Below are 22,790 nucleotides of genomic sequence, written 5' to 3'. Positions count from 1 at the left end.
CCGTATAACCCACTATTCCTTGGGGTTCGGCGCAGTGTCAACCCCCAAGTCTGGAGGAAATCGCCAGTTGAGCGGCAGCCAGCCGAGCGACCGGAACCCGGAACGGTGAGCATGACACATAGTCGAACCCAAGATCGCGACAGATCGCGATTGATTCGGGGTTCCCGCCGTGTTCGCCACAGACCGAAAGTGTCACATCCGGTTTCGCGGCACGCCCGCGCTCTGCCCCGAGTTTCAGCAACTCGCCCACCCCGTCCGGATCAAGAACGTGGAACGGATCTTCGGTAAAGACCCCCTGTCGCACGTAAGCGGACATGAAACGACCGGCATCGTCGCGGGACAGACCATAAGTCATCTGCGTCAGGTCGTTTGTACCAAAACTCATGAAGGCGGTCTGCGGCGCGATCTCTTCCGCGCGCAGACAGGCGCGTGGCGTTTCGACCATGACGCCCAGCCGGTATTCGAACTTCTGCCCCCGTTCCGATTCAACGGCGGCGGCGACCGAGTCGATGCGGGATTTGACAAGTTCAACCTCGCGCTTGGCGGAAACCAGCGGGATCATCACTTCGGGCACCACCGGGGCACCGTTTTTTCGGGCCTCAAGCGTGGCTTCGAAAATCGCACGCGCCTGCATGTCGTAGATCTCGGGCACGGTGACACCCAGACGAACGCCGCGCAGGCCAAGCATGGGGTTGTATTCTGTCATCGCCTCGACCCGGCGTTCGACGTCGGACACGGGCAGGTCCAGCGCCTCGGCCAGTTCCCGTTGCCCGGTGCGCGTTGTCGGCAGGAATTCATGCAAGGGGGGATCGAACAGGCGGATGCAGACAGGCTGGCCTTCCATGATCCTGAACAGCTGAACAAAATCCTCGCGCTGCATCGGAAGCAGGCGTGCCAGCACTGCCGCCCTGCCCGCCGAGGTTTGCGCAAAGATCATTTCGCGCATCACGATCAGACGACCGGGGTCAAAGAACATATGTTCGGTCCGGCACAGACCGATCCCCTGAGCCTGAAAGTTCCGGGCCGTCTGCGCGTCAGCCGGTGTGTCAGCATTGGCGCGGATGTCGATGTCACGCTCGGCATCGGCCCAGCCCATCAGCGTCTGGAAACAGTCATCCAATGCGGCCTCGAGCATGGCGGGCTGGCCGGCCAGCACCTGCCCCGAGCTGCCATCAATGGTGACAATATCGCCGGTTTTGAACACGCGCCCATCCGGTGCAGTCAGCATCTTGTCTTTCGTCTGAAACCGCATTTCCGAGGCCCCGACGATACAGGGCAGGCCCAATCCGCGCCCGATCACGGCCGCGTGGCTGGTCATGCCGCCCTTTTCCGTCAGAACCGCTACAGCGGCGTGCATCCCGCGCACATCCTCGGGCGAGGTTTCCCGGCGCACCAGAACACACGCCTCGCCCCGAGCGGCACTGGCCTGTGCTTCGGCCGAGGTGAACACGATCTTGCCGGTCGAGGCACCGGGGCTGGCACCAATGGCCGTGGTCAGCACATCGCGGCGCGCATCGGGGTGGACCTGACGGTGCAGTAGTTCGTTCAGCGCGTGCGGGTCGACACGCATCACCGCCTCTTGCGGCGGTATGATACCGTCTTCGGCAAGACGTACGGCAATGCGCATGGCCGCGCGGGCCGATCGCTGCACCCGGACGCCATCCAGAATATGCACAGTGCCATCCTGAATGACGAATTCGACCTGCATCTCTTCGCGCAGTTTCTGGCGCATCAGGGCGGCATGCGCTTTGACATCGGCAAAAGCTTTGGGCGCGACCTCTTCCAGCGAGGGGCCGCGCGGGTCTTTTTCCAGAAACAGGGCTGCCACATCTTTGCCCAGCGCATCGCGCCCCTGGCTCTGACTTAGGTAGCGACCGGTGATCTGTGGCATTCCGGTTGTGGAATCAACCAGTTGCAGAACACCCGATCCGCATTCCCCTTTGCCGACGCCGGGGATCATCTCTTGGATGACCAACCCAAGCCCGGCATCAGCGGGTGCCCCCTTGGCCTGCCGCAGCAAGCGCGCGGACGTCCCGTCCCATGCACGTGCCATCGAGCGCAGAACACCGATCAGCTGTTCGCCCCTGTCCTGCGGAAAGACCTCGTCGGTTTCATCCTCGTAGGCGCGCAGCGAATGGCGCAGCCCTTCGCGGCCGTCGGCGTCAATGTCATCAAACACATCCGCATCCAGCCGCGCCACGTGGATCGCATAGCTTTGAACGAACCTCAGATACAGGGCTGCGGCGGCCTCGGCCCCCATGGTGTCGGACAGGTCGACATAACGGGCATCGTTCATTCCGATATTGAGAACCGCGCCGGGACCGCCCCAATCGGGATCTTCGGAACTGGGCCGGACGCATAGCAACGAGGTCGGATCGAACTGTTCGAGGATCGCCGCAATATCCGGGGTTGTCCCTTCGGCGATCTGGTGAACGGCATCAAATGACAGCGCAACGGTTCGGGGCACGGGCAGGTTCAGCCGGACCAGACGTTGCAGACATTTGGCCCGCCCGCCATGTGTATGGGCGGTGACAGGCGCGTCGGATGTGATGAGCGTCGTATTCGGATTATTCTGCACTGCAGCACCTTTTGGTTTGCCTGCAGCATAAGCGCTTGCGCCCTTCACGCAAGAGCGTTGTGGGCGCGCGTGCCAGCGCGCCCGGTCGTTTACCCTTCGATCCGGTTCAGATCGGCCACGCTGGAGCAGATCTGACGGATCTGGCTGAGCAGGTTCAGCCGGTTGCGGCGAACAATGTCATTATCGGTGTTGACCTGCACATCCTCAAAGAACGCATCCACCGGCCCGCGCAGCCTCGCCATGGCGGCCATGGCCGTGGGAAAATCTTCGGATTTCAGCGCGGGTTCGATTTTTGCCTGAGCTGCGTTCAAGGCCGCAAACAATGCCTTTTCGCTGTCGGTTTCGGCGAATTTCACATCCGCACCGTAGGAATATTCCACCCCATCCTTTTCCTCGGCCTGGGTCAGGATGTTGTTTGCGCGCTTGAAACCCTGCACAAGGTTTTCGCCATCCTCAGTCGCGATCACCGCGTTCAGCGCGCGGGCGCGTTTGACCAGCAGATTGAGGTCGTCATTGCCGTCCATCGCGATACAGGCATCGATGACGTCATGGCGGATGCCCTCGTCGCGGAGGAAGACCTTGAGGCGGTCGTGGAAGAAGGAGAGGAGATCGTCGGATGCGTCGGGGATCTTCTTTTCAAGGCTCAGGAAATCGGCGCCCGACACTTCGCCCAGCCTTTCCTTGACAGTCTGGAAGGCTGCGCCAAACACGCCGTGATCTGCGATTTCATCCAAAAGTTCGTTAACGTTTTCCGCCGCCAGCGCCTCGTTTGCAGCGCTTTCAGCACGCAGCAGCTGCCCGTCGAAGAACCGATCCAGATGCAGACGCAGGTCATTGCCGAGCACCAGCCGGATAACCCCAAGTGCCGCACGGCGCAGGGCAAACGGGTCTTTTGAGCCGGTAGGCTTTTCATCAATCGCCCAGAACCCCGCCAGCGTGTCCAGCTTGTCGGCCAATGCAACGGTCACCGACAGCGGAGCCGTGGGCACGTCGTCTGATGGCCCCAAAGGCGAGTAGTGCTCTTGCGCGACGGCGGCCACGGCAGCATCTTCGCCTGCCGCTTCGATGTAATACCGCCCCATAAGGCCCTGAAGTTCGGGGAATTCGTAGACCATTTCCGAGCTGAGGTCGGCCTTGGCCAGGCACGCGGCTTTTTTGGCCTGATCGGCATCGGCACCGGTCACTGGCGCCAGTTCGCGGGCCAGCGCGGCGATACGGCCGATCCGGTCAGCTTGCGTTCCCAGTTTGTTGTGGAAGGTGACGTTTTCCAGCGCGCGGGTCCATTGTGCAATGTCCGATTTGGCGATGCGCAGGTCATTTTCCCAAAAGAACTTGGCATCCGCCAGACGGGCCGACAGAACTTTCTGATTGCCCGCCAGAATGGTCGCGCCATTGTCAGCGGTTTCGCGGTTCGCAACAGTGACGAACCGTTCAATCCGGCCCGTTTTGGGATTGCGGACCGAGAAGAACTTTTGGTGTTCTTTCATCGAGGTCTGCAGCACCTCGGGCGGCAGGTCGAGAAATTCGTCGTCAATCTGTCCCATCAGGACGACCGGCCATTCGACCAGCCCGGCGACCTCGGCCAGCAGGCCCTTGTCTTCGACCAGCTCAAGACCAGCGGCAAAGGCCATGTTCTGGGCGTCGTTCCAGATGTGCTGGGCGCGTTCCTCGGGGGAAAGAACCACGAAAGCCCGCTTCAGCTTGGCCGCGTAATCGTCGAAAGACGTGACCGAAAAGCGGCTGGGCGCCATGAAGCGGTGGCCTGCTGTGGTGTCACTGGACGAAATGCCGTCGACATCCATTGGCACGACTTGCGCCCCGGTCTCATCCGTCAGAATGCACAGGATCGAATGCAGCGGGCGCACCCAGCGCAAGCTGCCACTGCCCCAGCGCATGGATTTTGGCCAAGGGAAATTGCGGATGGTGGTTTCGAGCACCTCGGCAATGATCTCGGCCGCGGGGCGACCAGCCTTTTCGATGGTGGCGAAATAGATGGCGCCCTTGGGGGTTTCGCGTTCTTCCAGCTGATCACGGGTCAGGCCCGCGCCGCGCAGGAACCCTTCGATTGCCTTGTCGGGCGCGCCGACCTTTGGGCCCTTGCGTTCTTCCCGGATGGTGGGGCTTTTCGCCAGCAGCCCTTCGACCGCTAGCGTCAGGCGGCGGGGCGTGGTCAGGGCGGCCGCGCTTGCATAGGTCAGACCGGCCTCGACCAGACCATCGGTAATCCGCTTTTTCAGATCCTCGCCGGCACGGGCTTGCATCCGTGCGGGGATCTCTTCGGAGAACAGTTCGATCAGCAGGTCGGGCATTGTCGGTCCTTAGAAATTGACGATCGTCTGAATGACGATGGCATTGGCGATATCCACAAAGAAGGCGGATACAAGGGGCAGCACGATAAAGGCAATAGGCGATGGGCCATATCGCTTGGTCACGGCTGTCATATTTGCGATAGCGGTGGGTGTGGCCCCCAACGCAAAGCCGCCAAACCCGGCGGCCAGTACAGCGGCGCGATAGTTGGACCCCATGACCGGGAACAGCACCCAGAGGACGAACAGCACCGCGAACACCGTCTGCGCTGTCATGATCACCGCAATGGCCATGCCAAGCTGCGCGATGGTCCAGAGTTGCAGGCTCATCAGCGACATTGCCAGAAACGCGCCCAGCGCAAATTCCGAAATCAGCGCCAGCGACGGTGTGCGCGACACTTTCGGAGCGCCGGGAAACAGCGCGTCCCGCAGATTGGCGATCACGATGCCCATGATCAGGCAGGGCACGAACAGCGGCAGTTTCAGCCCGGCGGCGGCAATTGATTCATTCAGCGCATATCCCAAGATGATCGCCAGGTTCAGGTGCAGCAAGACGCGCATGACGGTCAGATGATCGATGTTTGCGGTGTGCCCGTCATGCTCATCCGGCAATCCGACGCTGGGTTCTTCGTCAGGGCGGTCAGGCGTCAGGCCGCGCCGTTCGACCAGCAGGCGCGCGATCGGGCCGCCAACCAGCGCGGCAAGCACCAATCCAAGGGTGGCGACGGCCACACCCAGTTCGGTCGCGCCGTCAAGCCCCGTTGCCTGCGCCACGTCCGGCGCCCATGCGATTGCCGTACCGTGCCCACCGATCAGGGCGGCCGATCCGAACAACACACCGGCCTGTGCGGGATAGCCGAAGATCGCCGCCCCAGCGGCACCAATCACATTCTGAAAGACTATCGTCGCCAGAGTGAGAATCAAAAGCAAGATTAACGGCTTACCGCCCGCAATGAGGTCAGACAGACGGGCGTTCAGGCCGATCCCGGCAAAAAACAGGACCAGCAGGAAATCGCGGGCTGTCAGGCCAAAGGACAGTTCGATCCCGAAGACCAGATAAAGCATCAGAACCACCAGCGAGGCCAGCAGGCCCCCTGTTACGGGTTCGGGGATGTTGAAATTGCGCAGGGTTGTCACACGTGAGTTGATCTCGGCCCCTATCAGAAAGACCGCAAACCCCAGAGTGGCCGTCAGGAAATCGGGGATTTCTATGACATGGCCCACGGTCTGCTCCTTCAGTTTTCCGGGCGCGGCGGGCATTCCTCGCCCACGACGGTACCGTCATAAGCTTTTTCACCGCAATTGTTCAACGCGTGCCAGACATAGCCCTTACCATCTTCGGTGATCGCCACGATCCGGTCGACGCCGAAGTGGATGTTCTTCACCCCCATGAACGCCCGCGCCTGCCCGGATTCAAGCGCATCCGCCAATGACACCGCATCGTAGCATTCAAACCATCCCGGTGCAGTCAGGGGTTCAGGGTTTTCGACAGGCACGTATCCAGCCATCTGGTCTGGCATCAATTCGGTTTCGAAACAGGCGCGATACCGGATCGGCGAACTGTCCGCGTCGATTGCCTGAAACCCGGTATAGGCGATGGGTTCCGGCACACCGTTCGCATCCGTCATCAGGGCAACGTCCTGCCCCGGTTGCGGTTCGACCTCATAATAATAGCCGTAGACCTGTAGATAATACATGCCGACGCCTGCCACGATGGCCGACAGCAGCAGAAGAATTGCCAGCAGTTTTCCCGTCATCTTTCAGGCCGCCTCTTTCAAGTTCTTGTAAAATAGGACAGGTTTCATCGGGGAACAGGCAGAAACGAGGTCTTCACGATGGAATCCACCTTTGCCGTCGGATTTTTCGGCGCATTGTTTGCGATCATGAACCCGGTCACCAACCTGCCGGTGTTTCTGAGCGTCACTCAGGACCTGTCCGCCACCGAACAGCGCAAGATTGCGGTCAAAACCGTGATCTACTGCCTGATCCTTGGCGGTGCCTTTGCCCTGGTCGGCAGTCAGGCGCTTGGCCTTTTTGGCATCAGCGTCAATCATCTGCGCGTCGCCGGTGGTCTGGTTGTCATGATGATCGGTCTGAACATGCTGAACGGACACGAAAGCACCTCTCATCACGGGACGAAGGGGGAAAAGGACGCTTACCCCGAAGCCGACACCGTCGCCTTTTATCCGCTGGCCTTTCCCATTCTGGTCGGCCCCGGCACCATCACCACGCTGATCCTGTATGCGCACCAGATCAAGAAGCCCGTAGAAGCCTTTGTTTATGCAGGTGTATACCTTGCTATTGTCGGCCTGCTTCTGATCACGTTCTGGAACGCGGCCTGGCTGGCCCAACGCCTGTCCGACACCGCGCGCGTGATCATGAGCCGCTTTATGGGGATGATTCTTGCGGCTATCGCCGTCAGCATGATCGCGGACGGCCTGAAAGCCCTGTTGCCGGGGCTGGCCTGATCGCCTCATCCGGCGCTGAACCCGGCCGCCTCGGTCTGCACAAAGGCATCCGCGCATTGCTTGGCCAGCGCCCGCACGCGCCCGATATAGGCCTGCCGTTCGGTGACCGAGATCACACCCCGCGCATCCAGCAGGTTGAAGATGTGTGACGCCTTGATGCACTGGTCATAGGCCGGATGCGCCATGATGATGCGCTTGCCGGTTTTCGGATCGTCATGCGCCTGCGCCAGGATCGTGGCGCATTCAGCCTCGGCCTCTTCGAAATGGCGCAGCAGAACCTCGGTATTGGCGACGTCAAAATTCCAGCGGGCGTATTCCTCTTCGGTCTGTTTGAAGATGTCGCCATAGGTCAAAGCGCTGGGGGATTGCGGATCGTTAAACGGCATGTCCATCACGTGGTCGATGCCCAGCACATACATGGCCAGACGCTCGAGCCCATAGGTCAGCTCGCCCGAGACAGGCGCGCAGTCATGGCCTCCGACCTGCTGGAAATAGGTGAACTGGCTGACTTCCATTCCGTCACACCAAACCTCCCAGCCAAGCCCCCACGCGCCGAGTGTAGGGCTTTCCCAGTCGTCTTCGACAAAGCGGATATCATGCAGATCCATGTCGATGCCAATGGCCTGAAGGCTGCCCAGATACAGCTCCTGCAAATCCGGCGGGCTGGGTTTGATCAGCACCTGATACTGGTAGTAATGCTGAAGCCGGTTGGGGTTTTCGCCATAGCGCCCGTCCGTGGGACGGCGCGACGGTTGAACATAGGCTGCGGCCCATGCCTTGGACCCCAGCGCCCGCAAAGTGGTAGCGGGATGGAACGTCCCCGCCCCGACCTCCATGTCATAGGGTTGCAGAATCGCACAGCCTTTCGAGGCCCAGTAGGACTGAAGCCTGAGGATGATTTCCTGAAATGAACGCGGTGCGCTGGTCGGTTCGGTCATGACATTCCCTCTGGGCGCCCCGTGCGCCCGGTTCCGGTCGGTTTGGCCCTTCCTATGCAAGGGGCCGAGGGGCGTCAACGGGGCTTTGGGCTGCGGCTGTATCTGCGCGGCCACACCACAAATTCCCCGCATTCACAGCATGGTATTTGGCAAATGAAATCGCGTATTCTGCCCCTCAGTACAAACACCGCATAACACGGGCAGACTATGACACGCGTATTTTCAGCAGTTCTTTTGTTTCTTCTGGTCGGCCTGCGCGCCGCGACCGCTCAACAAGACCCCGGCGTCTGGGTTCAGGTCGAGGCGCAGCCGTCGCTGCGCGAAGCGCAGGACCGGGCGCAAGCCTATGCCAGCACCCTGCCCGACGTGAACGGGTTTCGGCTGAACAGTGGCTGGTATGCCATCGTGATCGGCCCTTATGCACGCGGGGATGCCGAGCAGGTATTGCGCGTTTACCGGGCCGAGGGGCAGATCCCGCGTGACAGCTTTGTCGCGTTTTCAAGCTCGTTGGGGCAACAGTTCTGGCCCGTCGGCGAAAACGCCCTGAACCGCGATGCTGTAAGCGCGCCGACAGAACCGGCAGCACAGCCGCAAGAAACCCTGACAATCGCGACCCCACAGGTTTCGGATGAAACCCGCGCACAAGCATTGCAGTCCGAGCGTCTTTTGACGGCGCAGGAACGGAAAGACTTGCAAACGGCCCTGCAAGCGGCTGGGTTCTATAATTCGACCATTGATGGTGCTTTCGGTCAGGGAACCCGCCGGTCGATGGGCGATTGGCAGCGGTTCAACGGGTATGAGGCGACGGGCGTTCTGACCACGGCTCAGCGCAAGGCCCTGATGGATGAATACAACGCGCCGCTGATCTCGGCCGGGATGGACCGGTATTCCGATGACGCGGCCGGAATTGCGCTGGACATGCCGTTGGGTACAGTCAGCTTTGACCGCTATGAGGCACCGTTCGTGCATTTCAAAAGCGCCTCGGATCTGAACACCCAGGCCCTTTTGATCAGTCAGGAGGGTGACAAGAACACGCTGCGCGCCCTTTACCAGGTGATGCAGTCGCTTGAAATTGTTCCGCTGAACGGCCCGCGTGAGCTGGGCCGCGACCAGTTTACCCTTGAAGGGCGCGGCAATGGGATCGTTTCATTCACGCAGGCGCGGTTGGCCGATGGAATGATCAAGGGCTTTACGCTGGTCTGGCCCGAAGGGGACGAGGCGCGCCGCCTGCGTGTTCTGGCTGCGATGGCGACCAGCCTGAGCACAACGGACGCGGTTCTGGATGCCGCCGCCGGTGCGGATGCGGAACAGCGCATCGATCTGGTCTCGGGTCTTCAGATCCGCAAGCCGCGGCTGTCGCGGTCGGGCTTTTTCGCTGGTGCGGACGGCACGGTTCTGACGGTGTCGGAAGCCGCCGAAAGCTGCACCCGGATCACCCTGGAGGGGGATCAGGAGGTTCAACTGGCGCTGACGGACCAGGAGCTTGGTGTTTCGGTCCTGCGCCCTGCAAAAGCCCTTGCACCCATGAGTGTTGCTGCTTTCAGCACCACCCAGCCGCGCATTCAGTCCGAAGTGGCCGTATCCGGCTTTTCCTATCAGGGGGCTTTGGGCGCACCGACGCTGACCTACGGTCAAATCGCGGATATCCGTGGCCTGAACGGCGAGACAGGTATCAAACGGCTGGCCCTGAACGCACAGCCCGGCGATGCGGGCGGACCGGTCTTCAACGACAGTGGCAACGTGGTTGGCATGTTGCTGCCGACACCGTCAGAGGGGCGCACCCTGCCCGCGTCTGTCAGCCTTGCGGCAACGGTCGAGCGGTTGACAGAAATCCTGACGAAAGCCGGTGTTTCCGGTCTGTCGAGCGAGGAAACCACCCGGATTTCCCCCAACGAATTGAACCGGCGCGCAACCGGAATGACGGTTCTGGTGCACTGCTGGGACTGAGCCCGCGCAGATATTGAAACACCAAAGCGCCGCATGAACCTGCGGCGCTTTTATTTGTTACAGAATGTCCGGGGTCACGTGGATCAAGGTCGGGACAGGTGCATCGAAAGCCGCGCGAACCGCACTCTGCATCTCAGCCAGAGATGAAGGGGCTGAGGCGCGCGCGCCAAAAGCCTCGGCCAGTTTGCAGAAATCCGGGTTATGCGCCACCACCGCATTGGGCGCGATCTGGCTGCGGACCATACTGTCTTCGATTTCTTTCAGCTTGCCATTGTCCCACAGGATGATCGGCAGCGACAAACCCAGTTCGACCGCAACACCCAATTCCTGCATCGTATAGTGGAACCCGTAATCCCCGGCGATTACCGCCGTTGGTTTGCCGCGCCGCGCCACCGCGCCGCCAATTCCGGCCGGCAAACCATAGCCCAGCGTTCCGAACCCGGTCGGATGGTGCCAGTGATGCGGATAGGCCATGTCCCACACCTCTTTCGCGACATAGGCGAATTGGGTCATGTCGGAATAGATCATGGTATCAGCGGGCATCGCAGCGCGCAGCGCGTCGGCCACTGCTGCAATTCCGGGCCGTTCGGCATCCACCTCGGCCCGCCACCGGGCACGGGCTTCGGAAATTTCGTCGGGCGACCAGCCGGTTGCCGGTTTCAGATTTTCGGTCGCCTGCCACAAGGCGCGGGCAAAGCTTTCGCTGTCAGTTTGCAGTTTGATCGCGGCGCGATGGTGGTCGGACAGGACTTCGGGATCAAGGTCAACCCGGATCAATGTTGCCGAATGCCCAAGGTCGCTGCGCCACAGATCGACCTCGCCCAGTTCTGCGCCGACCGCGATGACCAGATCCGCCGAGGCGATAACCTCGGCGCTGCCAGGGCGCGGCAGCGACGCGCCGAAATCCAGCGGATAGTTTGCGCCCGGCAGCCCGCGCCCTGCATATGTGGTAAAGCAGGCCGCCCCTAGCTGTGTCAGAATCTGCCGCCAGTCGTTGGATTTGCAACCGCCCCCCAGAATGAACAGCGGCCTGCGCGCAAGGTTCAGCATCGAGACAACCGGCGATACGTCGGGTGGCAACGCCTTGGTGCGCAACGCGGGCTGGTTGGGGAAAGGTGCCGGGTCAGCTTCGGCCTGCAACTGCGCGATTGGCACCTGAATGTGCTTGGGGCGCGGGCGCGACAGCTCGAATTCTTCAAAGGCGCGTTCGACCAGTGCATAGGCGGCCTCGGCCGAGTTGGCCCGTGCCGACCAGTCGGCAACGGTTCCGGCCGCAAGACACTGGTCCTTCATCTGGTGCAACTGGCCGCGCAGGGCCTGTGTTTCATCAAGGCAGGACGACACCACCAGCATCGGCACCGAGTCGCTGAAGGCCTGCCCGATTGGCGTCATGATGTTGCACAGGCCGGGTCCGGTGATCACAAAAGCGACCCCCGGCTTGCCGGTTGCGCGGGCATACCCATCGGCCATGAAGCCCGCCCCCTGTTCGTGCCGGGCCAGAACATGTTGAATGCCAGCCTCTTCGATGCCGCGGTACATTTCCTGATTGTGAACGCCGGGTATGCCGAAAATCACGTCCACGCCACGATCCTTGAGCATATGCGAAATCTGCGCGCCAAGGGGTCTTTTCATCAGCCTCTCCAGAATTGAACGGTGAAGATCGCGTAAACGGCCAACAGCTCGAGCCGCCCGACCAGCATCCCGATTGTCAGCAACCATTTGGCGGTGTCGTTGAGATTTGCAAAATTGCCCGCTGGTCCGATCTGATCGCCCAGACCGGGACCAACATTGGCCAGCGCGGTCGCCGCCCCGGAAACGGCTGTGATGAAGTCCAGACCTGTCAGCGCCAGCGCCCAGGACAGCACGCCCATCGACAGGACAAAGAACATGAAAAAGCTCATCACCGATGTCAGAACGCCCTGCCCTACGGGCCGCCCATCATAGAGCGGCACGAACACGCCATGCGGAGACCTGATCCTTTTGATCTGACTTTTGATCGAGGCAAACAGCAGCTGGTAGCGGAATATCTTGATCGAACATGCGGTCGATCCTGCGCAGCCGCCAATCAGGCCGATCAGGAAGAACATCATGATCGGAAAGCTGCCCCAGCCCATGTAATCGACACTGGCATAGCCGGTCCCCGAGATGATCGAGGTGATGTTGAACAGAGATTCCCGAAACGCCTGTTCCCAGTGATGCGGAAAGACCGATGTCAGGAAAATCGACATGATGATGACCAGAACCAGAATGGTCGCCAGAAACGCGCGAATTTGACTGTCTTTCCACAAGGACGCTGTATGGCCGTTTGCCAGCTGGACATAGCGCACAAAAGGAAGCGCTGCCAAAATCATGAACACCGACGCCGCATATTCGGCGGGCCCCGAGAATGTTCCGAACGAGGCGTCATAGTTCGAGAACCCGCCCGTCGAAAGCGTTGTCAACGCATGTACCAGCGCATCGAAAAAGTTCATTCCCAGACCGGCGTAAACCAGCGCGCAGACCAGTGTCAGGAAAACATAGATGAGCGAAATCTGACCCGCGATCTCTTGCGCGCGAGGCAGGATTTTCCCCATTGTTTCAAAACCTTCCGAACGGAAGATCTGCATGCCGCCAACGCGCAGCTCGGGCAGGAACACCATGGCGACAACGATGATCCCGATGCCCCCCAGCCATTGCAGGATACCGCGCCACAGCAAAAGCCCCTGCGGCAGGGTGTCCAACCCGGAAATCACCGTTGAACCTGTAGTTGTCAGGCCGGACATCGCCTCGAAATACGCATCGACAAAGCGCAGCTCGGTTTCACCGAACAGAAACGGAATTGCGCCAAACAGGGGCAGCGCCGCCCAAACTCCGGTTGTCAACAGGAAGGTCTGGCGGATGGTCAGCCCTTCACCCACACCGTTCGAGCAGCTCATCGCCAGAACGGCCCCGGTCAGCGTCGTGATAATGGCGCTTTCCAGAAATACCGGCCATTCCCCTCGCCCCTCGATCAGGTCCGCGAGCATAGGCAGCAGCATGGTCGCCCCAAGAATGGCGACCAGCAAGCCAATCACATATCCGACCGGGCGAAGATCCATCATGACGCGCAGGGTTGGCGTGCCAACCCGACCGTGTCAAGCAGATGATCCCGGTTTACCCGTCAGTTTTTGACATCTGCTCCGGGCATCACAGGTGGTTTGGACGGGGCGCGAGTTTTTCGCGCCTGCGGTTTGCGCGGTTCCGTCGCCGGGGCTGGTTTCGCCTGCACCTTGGCCGGGGCAGGATCGACCGGTGTCGGCTTGACCTGCGCTGCCTGAACAGGCGCCGGTGCCGCAGGGGCGGGATTGGGTGTTACGGGTGGCACGGTTGCGGTCGCAGGTGTCGCCGAGGATTCAACAGGCTTCACTGCTTTTTCATCATTAACCGCTGGTGTCGGTTTGGCTGCCGCCGGGGGGGCTGCCTTGGGCCGCGGACTGGCTGAAAACTCAACCGATTTGGCCGTCGGCTTGGCCGGCGCAGGTTTGCGGGCCAGCTTTTTCTTGGCCGTTGACGATTTCGCCGGTACGCGTTTCGTGCGCGTCGCGGCGGGTTTAGGTTTGGCCGCCGGTTTTTCCGCCGGAGCTTCCACCACTGGACCCGGTGCTGATGCTGCCAGGTGCAGGGCGTGGACCGGCACCATCGGCAGTTCAAGCGCCGAACGGGTCATGATCTGTGCAATCTTGATCTGGTTGACGATCGCATAGCCAGCCATGCGTATAGCCGCGGCCTGAAGCTCCAGCGGTTGGGTAATCGGATTCATTCCATAGATCTCCTGTGAAAACGATGCAGCCCGAAGAGTGAGGGTAAAGCGCCCTGCCCGCTCGGGTGGTCCGGGCGGAGGTTGGGGTCTTGCAGTCCAAGGCGTCTCACGTCTCGGCTTCCTTTCGGGTGACACACCATTGAGCGCGCCGGTGTGCCGAAGCTGCATTCCCCGTCAGGATACAGGAGTTTTTCACGCAAGTGCAGCATTTTTGCTGCGCTGCGGCGAATGAGCGCCGATCAGGAAAATCTCTGATTAAATTCTAGCCACTTACCCGAAGCGTTTAGCCAACGTGAAACAGGGTCGTGAACAGTTTTGGGTCAAGGCTGGACGCGGCGAAGGTTGGGCCCTCGGTCAGAATCGACACGGCGTCATGGCTGTGCAGGCTTTCCTGATGGCTTGCGACAACGCGAAAATCACCGACGTGATGATCTGCCAGCAACTCGGCGCAGAACAGGCGCGCGGCATCTTCGACGAAGATCGGATTGGCTGCGTTCAATTCGGCAAAAGCCTGTTCATCTTCGCGCTTCACCATCACCTGCGTTTCCGTCGGAACCGCGCGGCGGCACAGCGCAATCAGGTCTTCAAACCACAGGCAATCCGCATCACAGTCCACGACAACCGAGATCCGTGCGACGGAGCGCTGCGAATGCGGTGTCGCCAGCTGACCGCGCATCGACCGGGCATGTTCGCTGAGTTCCAGCGAACAGGGGCAGGTCGAGGAATAGACATAGTCAAGGTGCATGATCTTCTGACGCACACCGTTCTGTTCGACCAGTTCAAGCGCGATGTCGTAATACTGGTAACCTTCAAGGCCCGAGCGCAGGCTTTTGATCCTGTCCGGGTAGGAAAAGCGCATCTGGATACGGGCGTCGAAGCTGTCCAGATCGGACATGTAATCGTCCAGAGCGGATTCCATGACCTCAAAGCTGAAGGTCCGTTCCGCATGTTTGTAGAAAGACCGCATGATCCGGGACATGTTGATGCCCTTTTTCTCGGCCTCGAGGCTGACCGTGCCGGTGATCGAGGTTTCCAGCGTCAGGTCTTCGCCCTCTTTCCGGTGGAACCGGATCGGCAGGCGGAAGTTCGAAATACCCACATGTTGGATCTGCTGTTTGGCCCCACGGATCAGGCTGGACGGGCCGTTCTGCAAATCCGGCAAGGATGCGCGGTACGCCGCATCTACGGCAAAGTCATCGGGGTAAGCGCGCGAAAAGGGCGGATAGTTGCCCGCCGCCAGACCGGGCAGCAGCCGGGCCACAGCCGGGTCAAGCTGGTTTATCTCGGCTTCCGAGGCAGATTTGGCCCATTGCCGCAGAACGTTCAAAGCCTCGGCAGCTTTGTCCCGATCTGGTTTTTCATCAATGTCGCGCGGGTGAACATTCATCAGCGGCAGTTCCTTGGTTGGTCGTCGGACTATATATGACTGATGGTCTATTACCAGTCTAACCCGATACGTCGGCAATAGCAGCCCGGATTGAAAAATCCGGCGCAAAACCGTCATCTCGCAACAGTTAGCGCCTTTTGAAGGTGGGAACAGCGGGTGGCACGCCTGTCAGCCGCCCAAAACAAAGTGGCCGCGTGGGCAGGCAGCCTGCCCCCCACGCACGAAAAGGGCGCGGGGGGCTTTGGTCTATTTCTGCGAGGCTTCCAACGCTTGCTGAATGTCGGCCAGCAAGTCACCGGCATCCTCAAGCCCGACGGAAAAGCGGATCAGGCCCGGTGTAATGCCCAGTTGGTCCTTCTGCGCGTCGCTGAGACGCTGGTGCGTTGTTGTCGCCGGGTGCGTCGCGATGGATTTGGCATCGCCCAGATTGTTCGAAATCACCGGGATGGTCATCGCATTCAGGAAGGCGAAAGCCGCATCCTTGCCGCCCTTGATGTCCAGCGACAACACGGTTCCGCCCTTGCCGCCCAGTTGGGTCTGAACCAATGCGTTCTGGGCATGGGTTTTCAAACCGGGGTAAAGCGTCCGTTCCAATGCCGGGTGCCCTTCCAGCGCCTCGGCAATCTTTTGCGCGCTTTCGGCCTGCGCATTGACCCGCAGCGCCATCGTCTCAAGGCCCTTGAGCATGATCCACGCATTGAACGGGCTCAGCGCGCCACCGGTATGCTTGAGATAGGGTTCAACTGTTCCGCGGATGAAGTCCTTGGTTCCGATGATCACACCGCCCAGCGCACGACCCTGCCCGTCGATATGCTTGGTCGCTGAGTAGACGACCACATCCGCACCCTGCTGGATCGCGCGCGAGAACACCGGGGTCGAGAACACGTTGTCCACCACGACAACGGCTCCGACCGCATGGGCCAGATCGGCCACAGAAGCGATATCGATCACCTCTAGCGTGGGGTTCGACATGGATTCAAAGAAAACGGCCTTGGTGTCCGGGCGGATCGCCGCCTTCCACTGTTCCAGATCGGTGCCGTCCACAAAGGTCACCTCCACGCCATAGCGGCTCAGGATGTTTTCAAGGATATAGAGGCACGAACCGAACAGCGCCTTGGCCGAAACAACATGGTCCCCGGCCTTCAGCATCGAGGTCAGCGCGCCGTTGACGGCAGCCATACCCGAGGCCGTCGCAAAGGCATCTTCGCCGCCTTCCAGCGCCGCGATGCGCTGCTCGAACATGGACACGGTCGGGTTGCCGTAACGGGCATAGATGAACTCGTCGGGGCCACATTCCAGAAACCGGGCCTCGGCCTGTTCCGCGCTTTCGTAGACAAAACCCTGAGTCAGGAAAATCGCTTCGCTCACCTCGTTATACTGGCTGCGACGGATGCCGCCATGGACGGCTTGGGTGCGTTTGTTCCAGTTCTCGCTCATCTCAATCCTTTCAGCCTCGGGTGGAGGCAAACAAAAAACCCCAGACGCGGCCAAGCGAAAGGGGTCTTTCATCCTGACCTTTTAGCGGTGTTGTTTAGCGTGGCCCGCAATCCGGTAACAAATCGCCACGTAGCTTCAGGATCGCAATACGCCTCGGGCGGTTCGCGGTCAAGCCCGGCCTGCGCTTCGGTCACGCTTTCGTAAGCGGTACTTGCCGAACCGGCAGAAACCCGCATGATCCCTGTCAACATCAGGAGAACACATGGCTGACCCGATTGATCTGTATTTCTGGCCGACACCGAATGGCTGGAAAGTTTCCATCGCCCTGGAGGAGATGGAGCTGCCCTACACCACCCATCTGATCAATATCGGCAAGGGTGACCAGTTCGATCCCGCATTCCTGAAGATCGCGCCCAACAACCGGATGCCCGCCATTGTCGATCCTGACGGGCCGGGTGGCGCACCTATTTCGGTTTTCGAAAGCGGCGCGATCCTGATGTATCTGGCCCGCAAGACCGGGCGGTTCTATGGCACGACCGAACGCGACCGGATCGCGGTCGAGGAATGGTTGATGTGGCAGATGGGCGGCGTTGGCCCGATGGCAGGTCAGGCGCATCACTTCCTGAAATACGCCCCGCAACTGGACCCGCCGCAGGACCTGCCCTATGCCAAGGACCGCTACCGCGCCGAGGTCGCGCGGCTCTACGGCGTACTGGACCGGCGGCTGGCCGAAAACGAGTATGTCGCGGGCGATTTCTATTCCATCGCCGACATGTCGATCTGGGGCTGGGCCAGCCTGTGGGAAGGCCAGCAGCAGGTGTTGGAGGACAAACCGCACTTTGCCCGCTGGCTGGAGACCGTCAGCGCCCGCCCAGCCGTTCAGGCCGGACGCGCGTTGTATGCCGAGTTGCGAGGGGACCACCGGGACAAGCAGGCGCAGAGCGTTTTGTTCAAGCGGTAGGTTTGTTCCATGGCCGGTTTGCAGCCAATCTGACGTATGCTGCGTGATGCGCGAATATCCGCCTTTGCTATTGTATAGGTTTGGCAAATCATTACATGAGCGACGGAAATCTTTCAGAAAGACCCACTCAAGATGTACGCGGCGTTATTTGTCGTATTTGGCCTTGTTGGCTTAGTGATCGGTGGCGAATTGGTGGTGCGCGGATCGGTTTCTGCTGCCAAGTCGTTCGGTATATCACCTATGGTCATCGGACTGACACTGGTCGGCTTCGGAACGTCAACACCGGAACTGGTTACAAGCTTGCAAGCCGCGCTTTCCGGTTCTTCAGGCATTTCGATTGGGAATGTTGTCGGCAGCAACATTGGAAACGTTCTTCTGATACTCGGCATCGCAGCACTCATCGCGCCTATCGCCGTGAATCCGAGAGCACTCCGCCGGGATGGTACGGCGGTCGTGATAGTAACTCTCGTTTGTTTAAGCGTAGTTCTATACGGCGAAATCAGCCGGCTGATCGGCGCAGGGCTTGTCGTCACCTTGGCAGCCTATCTGGGCTTCACGCTGTGGTCTGAGTATAGGTCCGAAGGCACGCCAGCCGCAGCTGTCTACGAGAACGAAGCAGAAGCCGTAGTCGGCCCAGAAACATCGCTTGCCGTGTCGTTGCTGATCACCGTTGCAGGGCTGGCGATTACGATATTTGGGGCAAAGTTCTTGGTGACAGGTGCCGTGTCTCTTGCTGAGACAGCGGGGCTTTCGGAGACGGTAATCGGGCTGACGATTGTTGCAATCGGAACCTCAATGCCGGAGCTCGTCACTTCAATCATCGCAGTTCGGAAAGGTGAGGGAGATGTCGCACTCGGGAACGTCTTGGGCAGTAACATCTTCAACATCTTGGGTATCCTTGGCGTAACCGTTCTGGTGCAACCTATGGTCATCCCTGGCGAGATTATTCGTCTCGATATCTGGGTTCTGTGTGCCTCAACGCTTGTCCTTATCGGTTTTGCCCGAAGCGGCTGGTCAATCAGTCGGCGCGAGGGCGGGCTCTTTGTGCTTGCTTACATTGTCTATCTTGGTGTGCTTCTGGTTCGGTAACCATTCACTCGGATAGCCTGGCTGTTTAGTGAAACCGACCGTTACAGCGGTGCAGTTATGGCCCGCTTTGTCCCCGTACCAGGTTACTCTGCCCCGCGCCAACACGACCAGCGCCCCCGGCGGCGGATCCTTGGCGCGGGGCGACCTGTCAGCGAAACTGGAATTCAGGTTCCGCGGGGAAAGACATGGAAATACCTGTCCAGTGCCCATTGCGCAGCCTTGCAACGCTCCGCCCGTCAACACGCATCCGGGTCGTCAGGACAAATGCGGCCTGCCCGTTGCGCGCCCCGGCTTTCTGGGCTGCGCCGTCAGAACGCTCGGCCCCGTCGAACAGCATCCCATCGGGTTTTGCCGACCGCCGGGACCGAAAGTTCGGAACCAAATGCGGCTTTCGATCCGTTTCGTCATACGAGCGCGACGCTTCAATCCGCTTGAGTTGCTGCAACTCTGACCGAAGCCTTTTTGCAGTCTCAGCCTGTCTGCGTTCGAAGGAATAAGCGCTCAACGCCTCATCGATCATTCGGGCGGTGTGAACATACCCCGCAGAACGTGTGAGTTCCGAGAGCTCTGCCAGACGGTCGGAAATCCGGCTTTCGTCCCGTGAGACGGTTTTTTCGAGCGATCCTTGGTGTGTTGCGTTGGGCATCCGAACTGACTCTGAAAAGACGTTGAGTGATGCGCAATCCGGCCCGAGCTTTGACACAAGCCGATGCGCAAAGATGCGTGTCACTACGCGCCCGGCGCCGGAGAGTCGACCATCCCGCATTCAAGTGGCGGAAAAGCGCCTTAAACACACATTTGAGGCAAAGAAAACATATCGCCCGCTCTCCAGGCGCGGGTTTGCGGCACTGCGACGGACAATGTTGGATTGATCCGCACGACAGACCTAACCCTGCCCCTGCACCAGCAGGTCCAGCATGTCCGAGATATCCTCGATCTCTTCCGCGATCACATGGGTCACCGAATGCGCCCGCTGCATCCGGCCTGTCACCTTCAGCAACCGCCCCGAGATCACCGCACGGCGGAAGCGTTCGTAGATCTTGCGCCAGACCACCACGTTGACGATCCCGGTCTCATCCTCAAGCGTCAGAAAGATCACGCCTTTGGCCGTCCCCGGCCGCTGCCGCAGGATCACCAGCCCGGCCACGGCCACACGCGCCCCTTCGGGCGGGGCCTCCAGCTGGGCGGAGGGCAGACAGGACGGCGGTCGCGGCCAGTTCCGGTTTGAAACCGCGTGGTGAAAAGGGGCAACAAGCATGAGAACAAAAATAGAACAAAATACAGGAAAGTCCAGACACGGCGTAAGGAGTCGCAAATGAGGCTGGAAACACCTAACTCCCTTCACTAAGGAAGGTTTCGAACATCGCAAAAGGAAGACGCACGCAATGGCAAAGATCACCTATGTCGAGCATGGCGGTACCGAGCACACTGTCGAGGTCGCCAACGGACTGACCGTCATGGAAGGGGCCCGTGACAACAACATTCCCGGCATCGAGGCCGATTGCGGCGGTGCCTGCGCCTGCTCGACCTGCCATGTCTATGTTCACCCCGACTGGGTCGAGAAAATCCCGGCCAAGGACGACATGGAAGAGGACATGCTGGATTTCGCCTATGAGCCCGACCCGGCCCGCTCGCGCCTGACCTGCCAGATCAAGGTGACCGACGCGCTGGACGGCCTGATTGTCCAGATGCCTGAAAAGCAGATCTGATGCCCAACAAAGCGCCGCGTCAGCCCGCCCGCCTGTGGCAATGTCGGGTGCGCAGCGCTTTGCTCCCTTTTGGCCTGTGGTGCGCGCTGCCAATCGCCGTCGCGGCGGATACCATCACCGACGCCCGCTTCGCGGAACCAACCACGCGATACGCACATGGCGTTTTGGGTGACAATATCGAATACGGCGCTTTGGAACTTGTGGTCGATGACACAGTCGTAACGGTTCGTCTGCCACAGGACCGTGTATTCGAAGACCTTGCGCCGCGTCTGGCAGACATCGACAGGGACGGCGCGGTTGAAGCAATTGTCGTTGAAACGCAGGACACAACAGGCGCTCAGCTTGCGATCTACAACGCCGCTGGCGAAAAAATCGCAGCCACACCTCATATCGGCGCACGATTCCGCTGGCTCGCCCCGGTCGGTGCTGCTGATCTGGATGGTGACGGCAATATCGAGATCGCCTATATTGATCGCCCCCACCTGGCCAAAACCCTGCGCATCTGGCGCTTCAAAGATGGTGGACTGACCGAAATCGCTGTTCTGCCCGGCCTGACCAACCACAAGATCGGTGAGGATTTCATTTCCGGCGGCCTGAGGAGCTGTGGCGACCATCCCGAAATGATCCTCGCCAGCGCCGACTGGTCGCGGATCATCCGTGTTTCCTATCAGGATGGCTGGCATCTGACGGACCTCGGTCCGCTCAAACAGCGCGACAATCTCACATTAGCCTTGAATTGCTGATCCGCTTCTTCATCTGGCCATAAATATCCTGGAGGGTGAGCAGTTGAAAGGAAATCGTCCAGTGGACGATTTCAACCGCGAACGCGCGCAGCGCCGGGAGGCCGCAAGGCCGAGGGGGCAAAGCCCCCTGCCCGATCATCCCTCCAAAGCGCGCCAGCCGATATCGCTGCGATAGAACCCTTCGGGCCAATCCACGGCATCAACCATCTGGTACGCCCGGTCGCGCGCCTCTTGCAGCGTTTTTCCGCGCGCGGTCACGTTCAGAACGCGCCCGCCGACGGCCTGCACCTGCCCCGCAGCCTCGCTTGTGCCCGCATGAAACACCATATTGCTGCTGTCCTCGGGCAAGCTGTCCAATCCTTTGATGACCGTGCCCTTCTCGTAGGTTCCCGGATAACCTTTGGCCGCCATCACGACCGTCATCGCGTGATCATCGGCCCAGTTGACCCGCATTTCGCCCAGCCGCCCTTCGGCAGTGGCATGCAACAGGTCCATCGCCTGCGCGCCCAGACGCATCATCAGGACCTGACATTCCGGGTCCCCAAAACGGACGTTGTATTCCACAAGGCGCGGCTGGCCGTCCTTGATCATCAGCCCTGCATAGAGAATTCCCTGAAACGGCGTGCCCCGGCGCTTCATCTCGGCAATGGTGGGGCGCACGATCTCTTCCATCGCACGCGCTTCAACTTCCGCGCTCAGAACCGGCGCGGGAGAATAGGCACCCATCCCCCCGGTGTTCAGGCCCGTGTCACCATCACCCACCCGCTTGTGGTCTTGTGCCGTGCCGATGGACAGGATGTCTTGGCCGTCGCACAGAACAAACAAAGACGCTTCTTCGCCGTCCATAAACTCTTCGATCACGACCTCGGCCCCCGCGCCACCAAAGGCACCGCCGAACATGTCGTCAATGGCGTCAAGCGCCGTGTCTTCGTCCATGGCCACGATCACGCCCTTGCCCGCGGCCAGACCATCGGCCTTGACCACGATGGGCGCTCCCTGTTCGCGGATATAGGCCTTGGCGGGTTCGGGCGCGGTGAACCGCGCATAGGCAGCGGTGGGCGCATGTGCCGCGTCACAGATTTCCTTGGTAAAGCTTTTTGAGGCTTCCAGCCGGGCCGCTTCGGCGGACGGTCCGAAAACCAGCACCCCGGCTTCGCGCAGGCGATCCGCCACTCCGGCGGCCAAGGGGGCCTCGGGGCCGACAATTACGAAATCAATCGCGTTTTCCTCGGCAAAGCTGACAACGGCCCCGCCGTTTTCGATATCCAGAGCGGCACAATCCGCGATCTGAGCGATCCCGGCATTGCCCGGCGCTACGATCAGACGGTCGCATTTGGGGTTTTGCATCACCGCCCAGGCCAGGCTGTGTTCGCGCCCGCCGCTGCCGAGAATAAGGATGTTCATGGGGTCGTCTCCGATCTGCTTGGCCTCGCCTGCGCGGCGTTCTAA

At 60.3% G+C, this 22,790-nt stretch carries 19 protein-coding genes and 1 riboswitch; of the genes, 6 read left to right on the top strand and 13 right to left on the bottom strand.

The window, feature by feature from the left end; genetic code table 11:
* Positions 1 to 37: 37 nt before the first annotated feature.
* From I9182_RS00785 to I9182_RS00770, 4 genes are all read right to left on the bottom strand, one after another.
* Positions 38 to 2,578 (bottom strand): putative PEP-binding protein, encoded by a 2,541-nt coding sequence (locus tag I9182_RS00785; RefSeq protein WP_209504250.1) that lies wholly within the window; start codon positions 2,576 to 2,578, stop codon positions 38 to 40.
* 89 nt (positions 2,579 to 2,667) lie between these two features.
* Entirely contained in the window at positions 2,668 to 4,887 is a 2,220-nt protein-coding gene (glyS, locus tag I9182_RS00780) for a glycine--tRNA ligase subunit beta (RefSeq protein ID WP_209595871.1), read from the bottom strand.
* Positions 4,888 to 4,896: 9 nt separating this feature from the next.
* Entirely contained in the window at positions 4,897 to 6,108 is a 1,212-nt protein-coding gene (gene gltS, locus I9182_RS00775; RefSeq protein WP_209595869.1) for a sodium/glutamate symporter, read from the bottom strand.
* 11 nt (positions 6,109 to 6,119) lie between these two features.
* Complete coding sequence (locus tag I9182_RS00770) at positions 6,120 to 6,641, bottom strand: DUF6446 family protein (RefSeq protein WP_209595868.1); 522 nt, start codon at positions 6,639 to 6,641, stop codon at positions 6,120 to 6,122.
* Between the two features lie 78 nt (positions 6,642 to 6,719).
* Here I9182_RS00770 and I9182_RS00765 point away from each other — a divergent pair, with 78 nt between their 5' ends.
* Positions 6,720 to 7,352 (top strand): MarC family protein, encoded by a 633-nt coding sequence (locus tag I9182_RS00765; protein WP_209595866.1) that lies wholly within the window; start codon positions 6,720 to 6,722, stop codon positions 7,350 to 7,352.
* Positions 7,353 to 7,357: 5 nt separating this feature from the next.
* Here the strand turns inward: I9182_RS00765 and I9182_RS00760 are convergent, their stop codons facing one another.
* A complete protein-coding gene (locus I9182_RS00760) occupies positions 7,358 to 8,290 on the bottom strand; it encodes a glycine--tRNA ligase subunit alpha (RefSeq protein ID WP_209504254.1) in 933 nt (310 codons plus the stop codon).
* Positions 8,291 to 8,497: 207 nt separating this feature from the next.
* Here I9182_RS00760 and I9182_RS00755 point away from each other — a divergent pair, with 207 nt between their 5' ends.
* Positions 8,498 to 10,237, top strand: coding sequence for a serine protease (locus tag I9182_RS00755; protein WP_209595865.1), 1,740 nt, complete (start codon positions 8,498 to 8,500; stop codon positions 10,235 to 10,237).
* 57 nt (positions 10,238 to 10,294) lie between these two features.
* Here I9182_RS00755 and I9182_RS00750 read toward each other — a convergent pair whose 3' ends face one another.
* From I9182_RS00750 to metZ, 5 genes are all read right to left on the bottom strand, one after another.
* Positions 10,295 to 11,869: a 5-guanidino-2-oxopentanoate decarboxylase gene (locus tag I9182_RS00750; RefSeq protein ID WP_209595864.1), complete on the bottom strand. Its 1,575-nt coding sequence runs from the start codon at positions 11,867 to 11,869 to the stop codon at positions 10,295 to 10,297.
* Entirely contained in the window at positions 11,869 to 13,317 is a 1,449-nt protein-coding gene (locus I9182_RS00745; protein WP_209504257.1) for a TrkH family potassium uptake protein, read from the bottom strand. The genes I9182_RS00750 and I9182_RS00745 overlap by 1 nt, the downstream gene beginning before the upstream one ends.
* A 59-nt stretch (positions 13,318 to 13,376) precedes the next feature.
* Positions 13,377 to 14,015: a hypothetical protein gene (locus I9182_RS00740; RefSeq protein WP_209595863.1), complete on the bottom strand. Its 639-nt coding sequence runs from the start codon at positions 14,013 to 14,015 to the stop codon at positions 13,377 to 13,379.
* Positions 14,016 to 14,298: 283 nt separating this feature from the next.
* On the bottom strand, positions 14,299 to 15,402 hold the full coding sequence (folE2, locus tag I9182_RS00735) for a GTP cyclohydrolase FolE2 (protein ID WP_209504259.1): 1,104 nt from the start codon (positions 15,400 to 15,402) through the stop codon (positions 14,299 to 14,301).
* A gap of 246 nt (positions 15,403 to 15,648) precedes the next feature.
* Complete coding sequence (gene metZ / locus I9182_RS00730) at positions 15,649 to 16,839, bottom strand: O-succinylhomoserine sulfhydrylase (protein WP_209595862.1); 1,191 nt, start codon at positions 16,837 to 16,839, stop codon at positions 15,649 to 15,651.
* A gap of 61 nt (positions 16,840 to 16,900) precedes the next feature.
* Positions 16,901 to 16,978: riboswitch (SAM riboswitch) on the bottom strand.
* A 123-nt stretch (positions 16,979 to 17,101) separates the two neighbouring features.
* Here metZ and I9182_RS00725 point away from each other — a divergent pair.
* Both I9182_RS00725 and I9182_RS00720 read left to right on the top strand, forming a co-directional pair.
* Positions 17,102 to 17,800 (top strand): glutathione S-transferase N-terminal domain-containing protein, encoded by a 699-nt coding sequence (locus I9182_RS00725; protein WP_209595861.1) that lies wholly within the window; start codon positions 17,102 to 17,104, stop codon positions 17,798 to 17,800.
* 132 nt (positions 17,801 to 17,932) lie between these two features.
* On the top strand, positions 17,933 to 18,889 hold the full coding sequence (locus I9182_RS00720) for a calcium/sodium antiporter (protein WP_209595860.1): 957 nt from the start codon (positions 17,933 to 17,935) through the stop codon (positions 18,887 to 18,889).
* Positions 18,890 to 19,037: 148 nt separating this feature from the next.
* Here I9182_RS00720 and I9182_RS00715 read toward each other — a convergent pair whose 3' ends face one another.
* On the bottom strand, positions 19,038 to 19,535 hold the full coding sequence (locus I9182_RS00715) for a hypothetical protein (protein WP_209595859.1): 498 nt from the start codon (positions 19,533 to 19,535) through the stop codon (positions 19,038 to 19,040).
* A gap of 240 nt (positions 19,536 to 19,775) precedes the next feature.
* Positions 19,776 to 20,147: an OB-fold nucleic acid binding domain-containing protein gene (locus tag I9182_RS00710; RefSeq protein WP_209595858.1), complete on the bottom strand. Its 372-nt coding sequence runs from the start codon at positions 20,145 to 20,147 to the stop codon at positions 19,776 to 19,778.
* 127 nt (positions 20,148 to 20,274) lie between these two features.
* On the opposite strand from I9182_RS00710, the gene I9182_RS00705 reads away from it, so the two are divergent.
* Both I9182_RS00705 and I9182_RS00700 read left to right on the top strand, forming a co-directional pair.
* Positions 20,275 to 20,598 carry a 2Fe-2S iron-sulfur cluster-binding protein gene (locus I9182_RS00705; protein WP_209504265.1) on the top strand — a complete coding sequence of 108 codons (324 nt, stop codon included), beginning with the start codon at positions 20,275 to 20,277 and terminating at the stop codon, positions 20,596 to 20,598.
* Positions 20,598 to 21,341 (top strand): VCBS repeat-containing protein, encoded by a 744-nt coding sequence (locus tag I9182_RS00700; RefSeq protein ID WP_245222451.1) that lies wholly within the window; start codon positions 20,598 to 20,600, stop codon positions 21,339 to 21,341. Before I9182_RS00705 ends, I9182_RS00700 begins: the two co-directional genes overlap by 1 nt.
* Before the next feature lie 135 nt (positions 21,342 to 21,476).
* Here the strand turns inward: I9182_RS00700 and purD are convergent, their stop codons facing one another.
* The gene (gene purD, locus I9182_RS00695; protein WP_209595857.1) at positions 21,477 to 22,745 is read right to left on the bottom strand and encodes a phosphoribosylamine--glycine ligase; all 1,269 of its coding nucleotides are present in this window, start codon (positions 22,743 to 22,745) and stop codon (positions 21,477 to 21,479) included.
* Positions 22,746 to 22,790: the final 45 nt, after the last annotated feature.

Source organism: Ruegeria sp. HKCCSP351 (assembly GCF_017872535.1).
In the GTDB taxonomy this organism is placed as follows: Bacteria; Pseudomonadota; Alphaproteobacteria; order Rhodobacterales; family Rhodobacteraceae; genus Ruegeria.
Note: the sequence above shows the minus strand (reverse complement) of the source record. Positions and strands in the feature narration are given on the sequence as shown.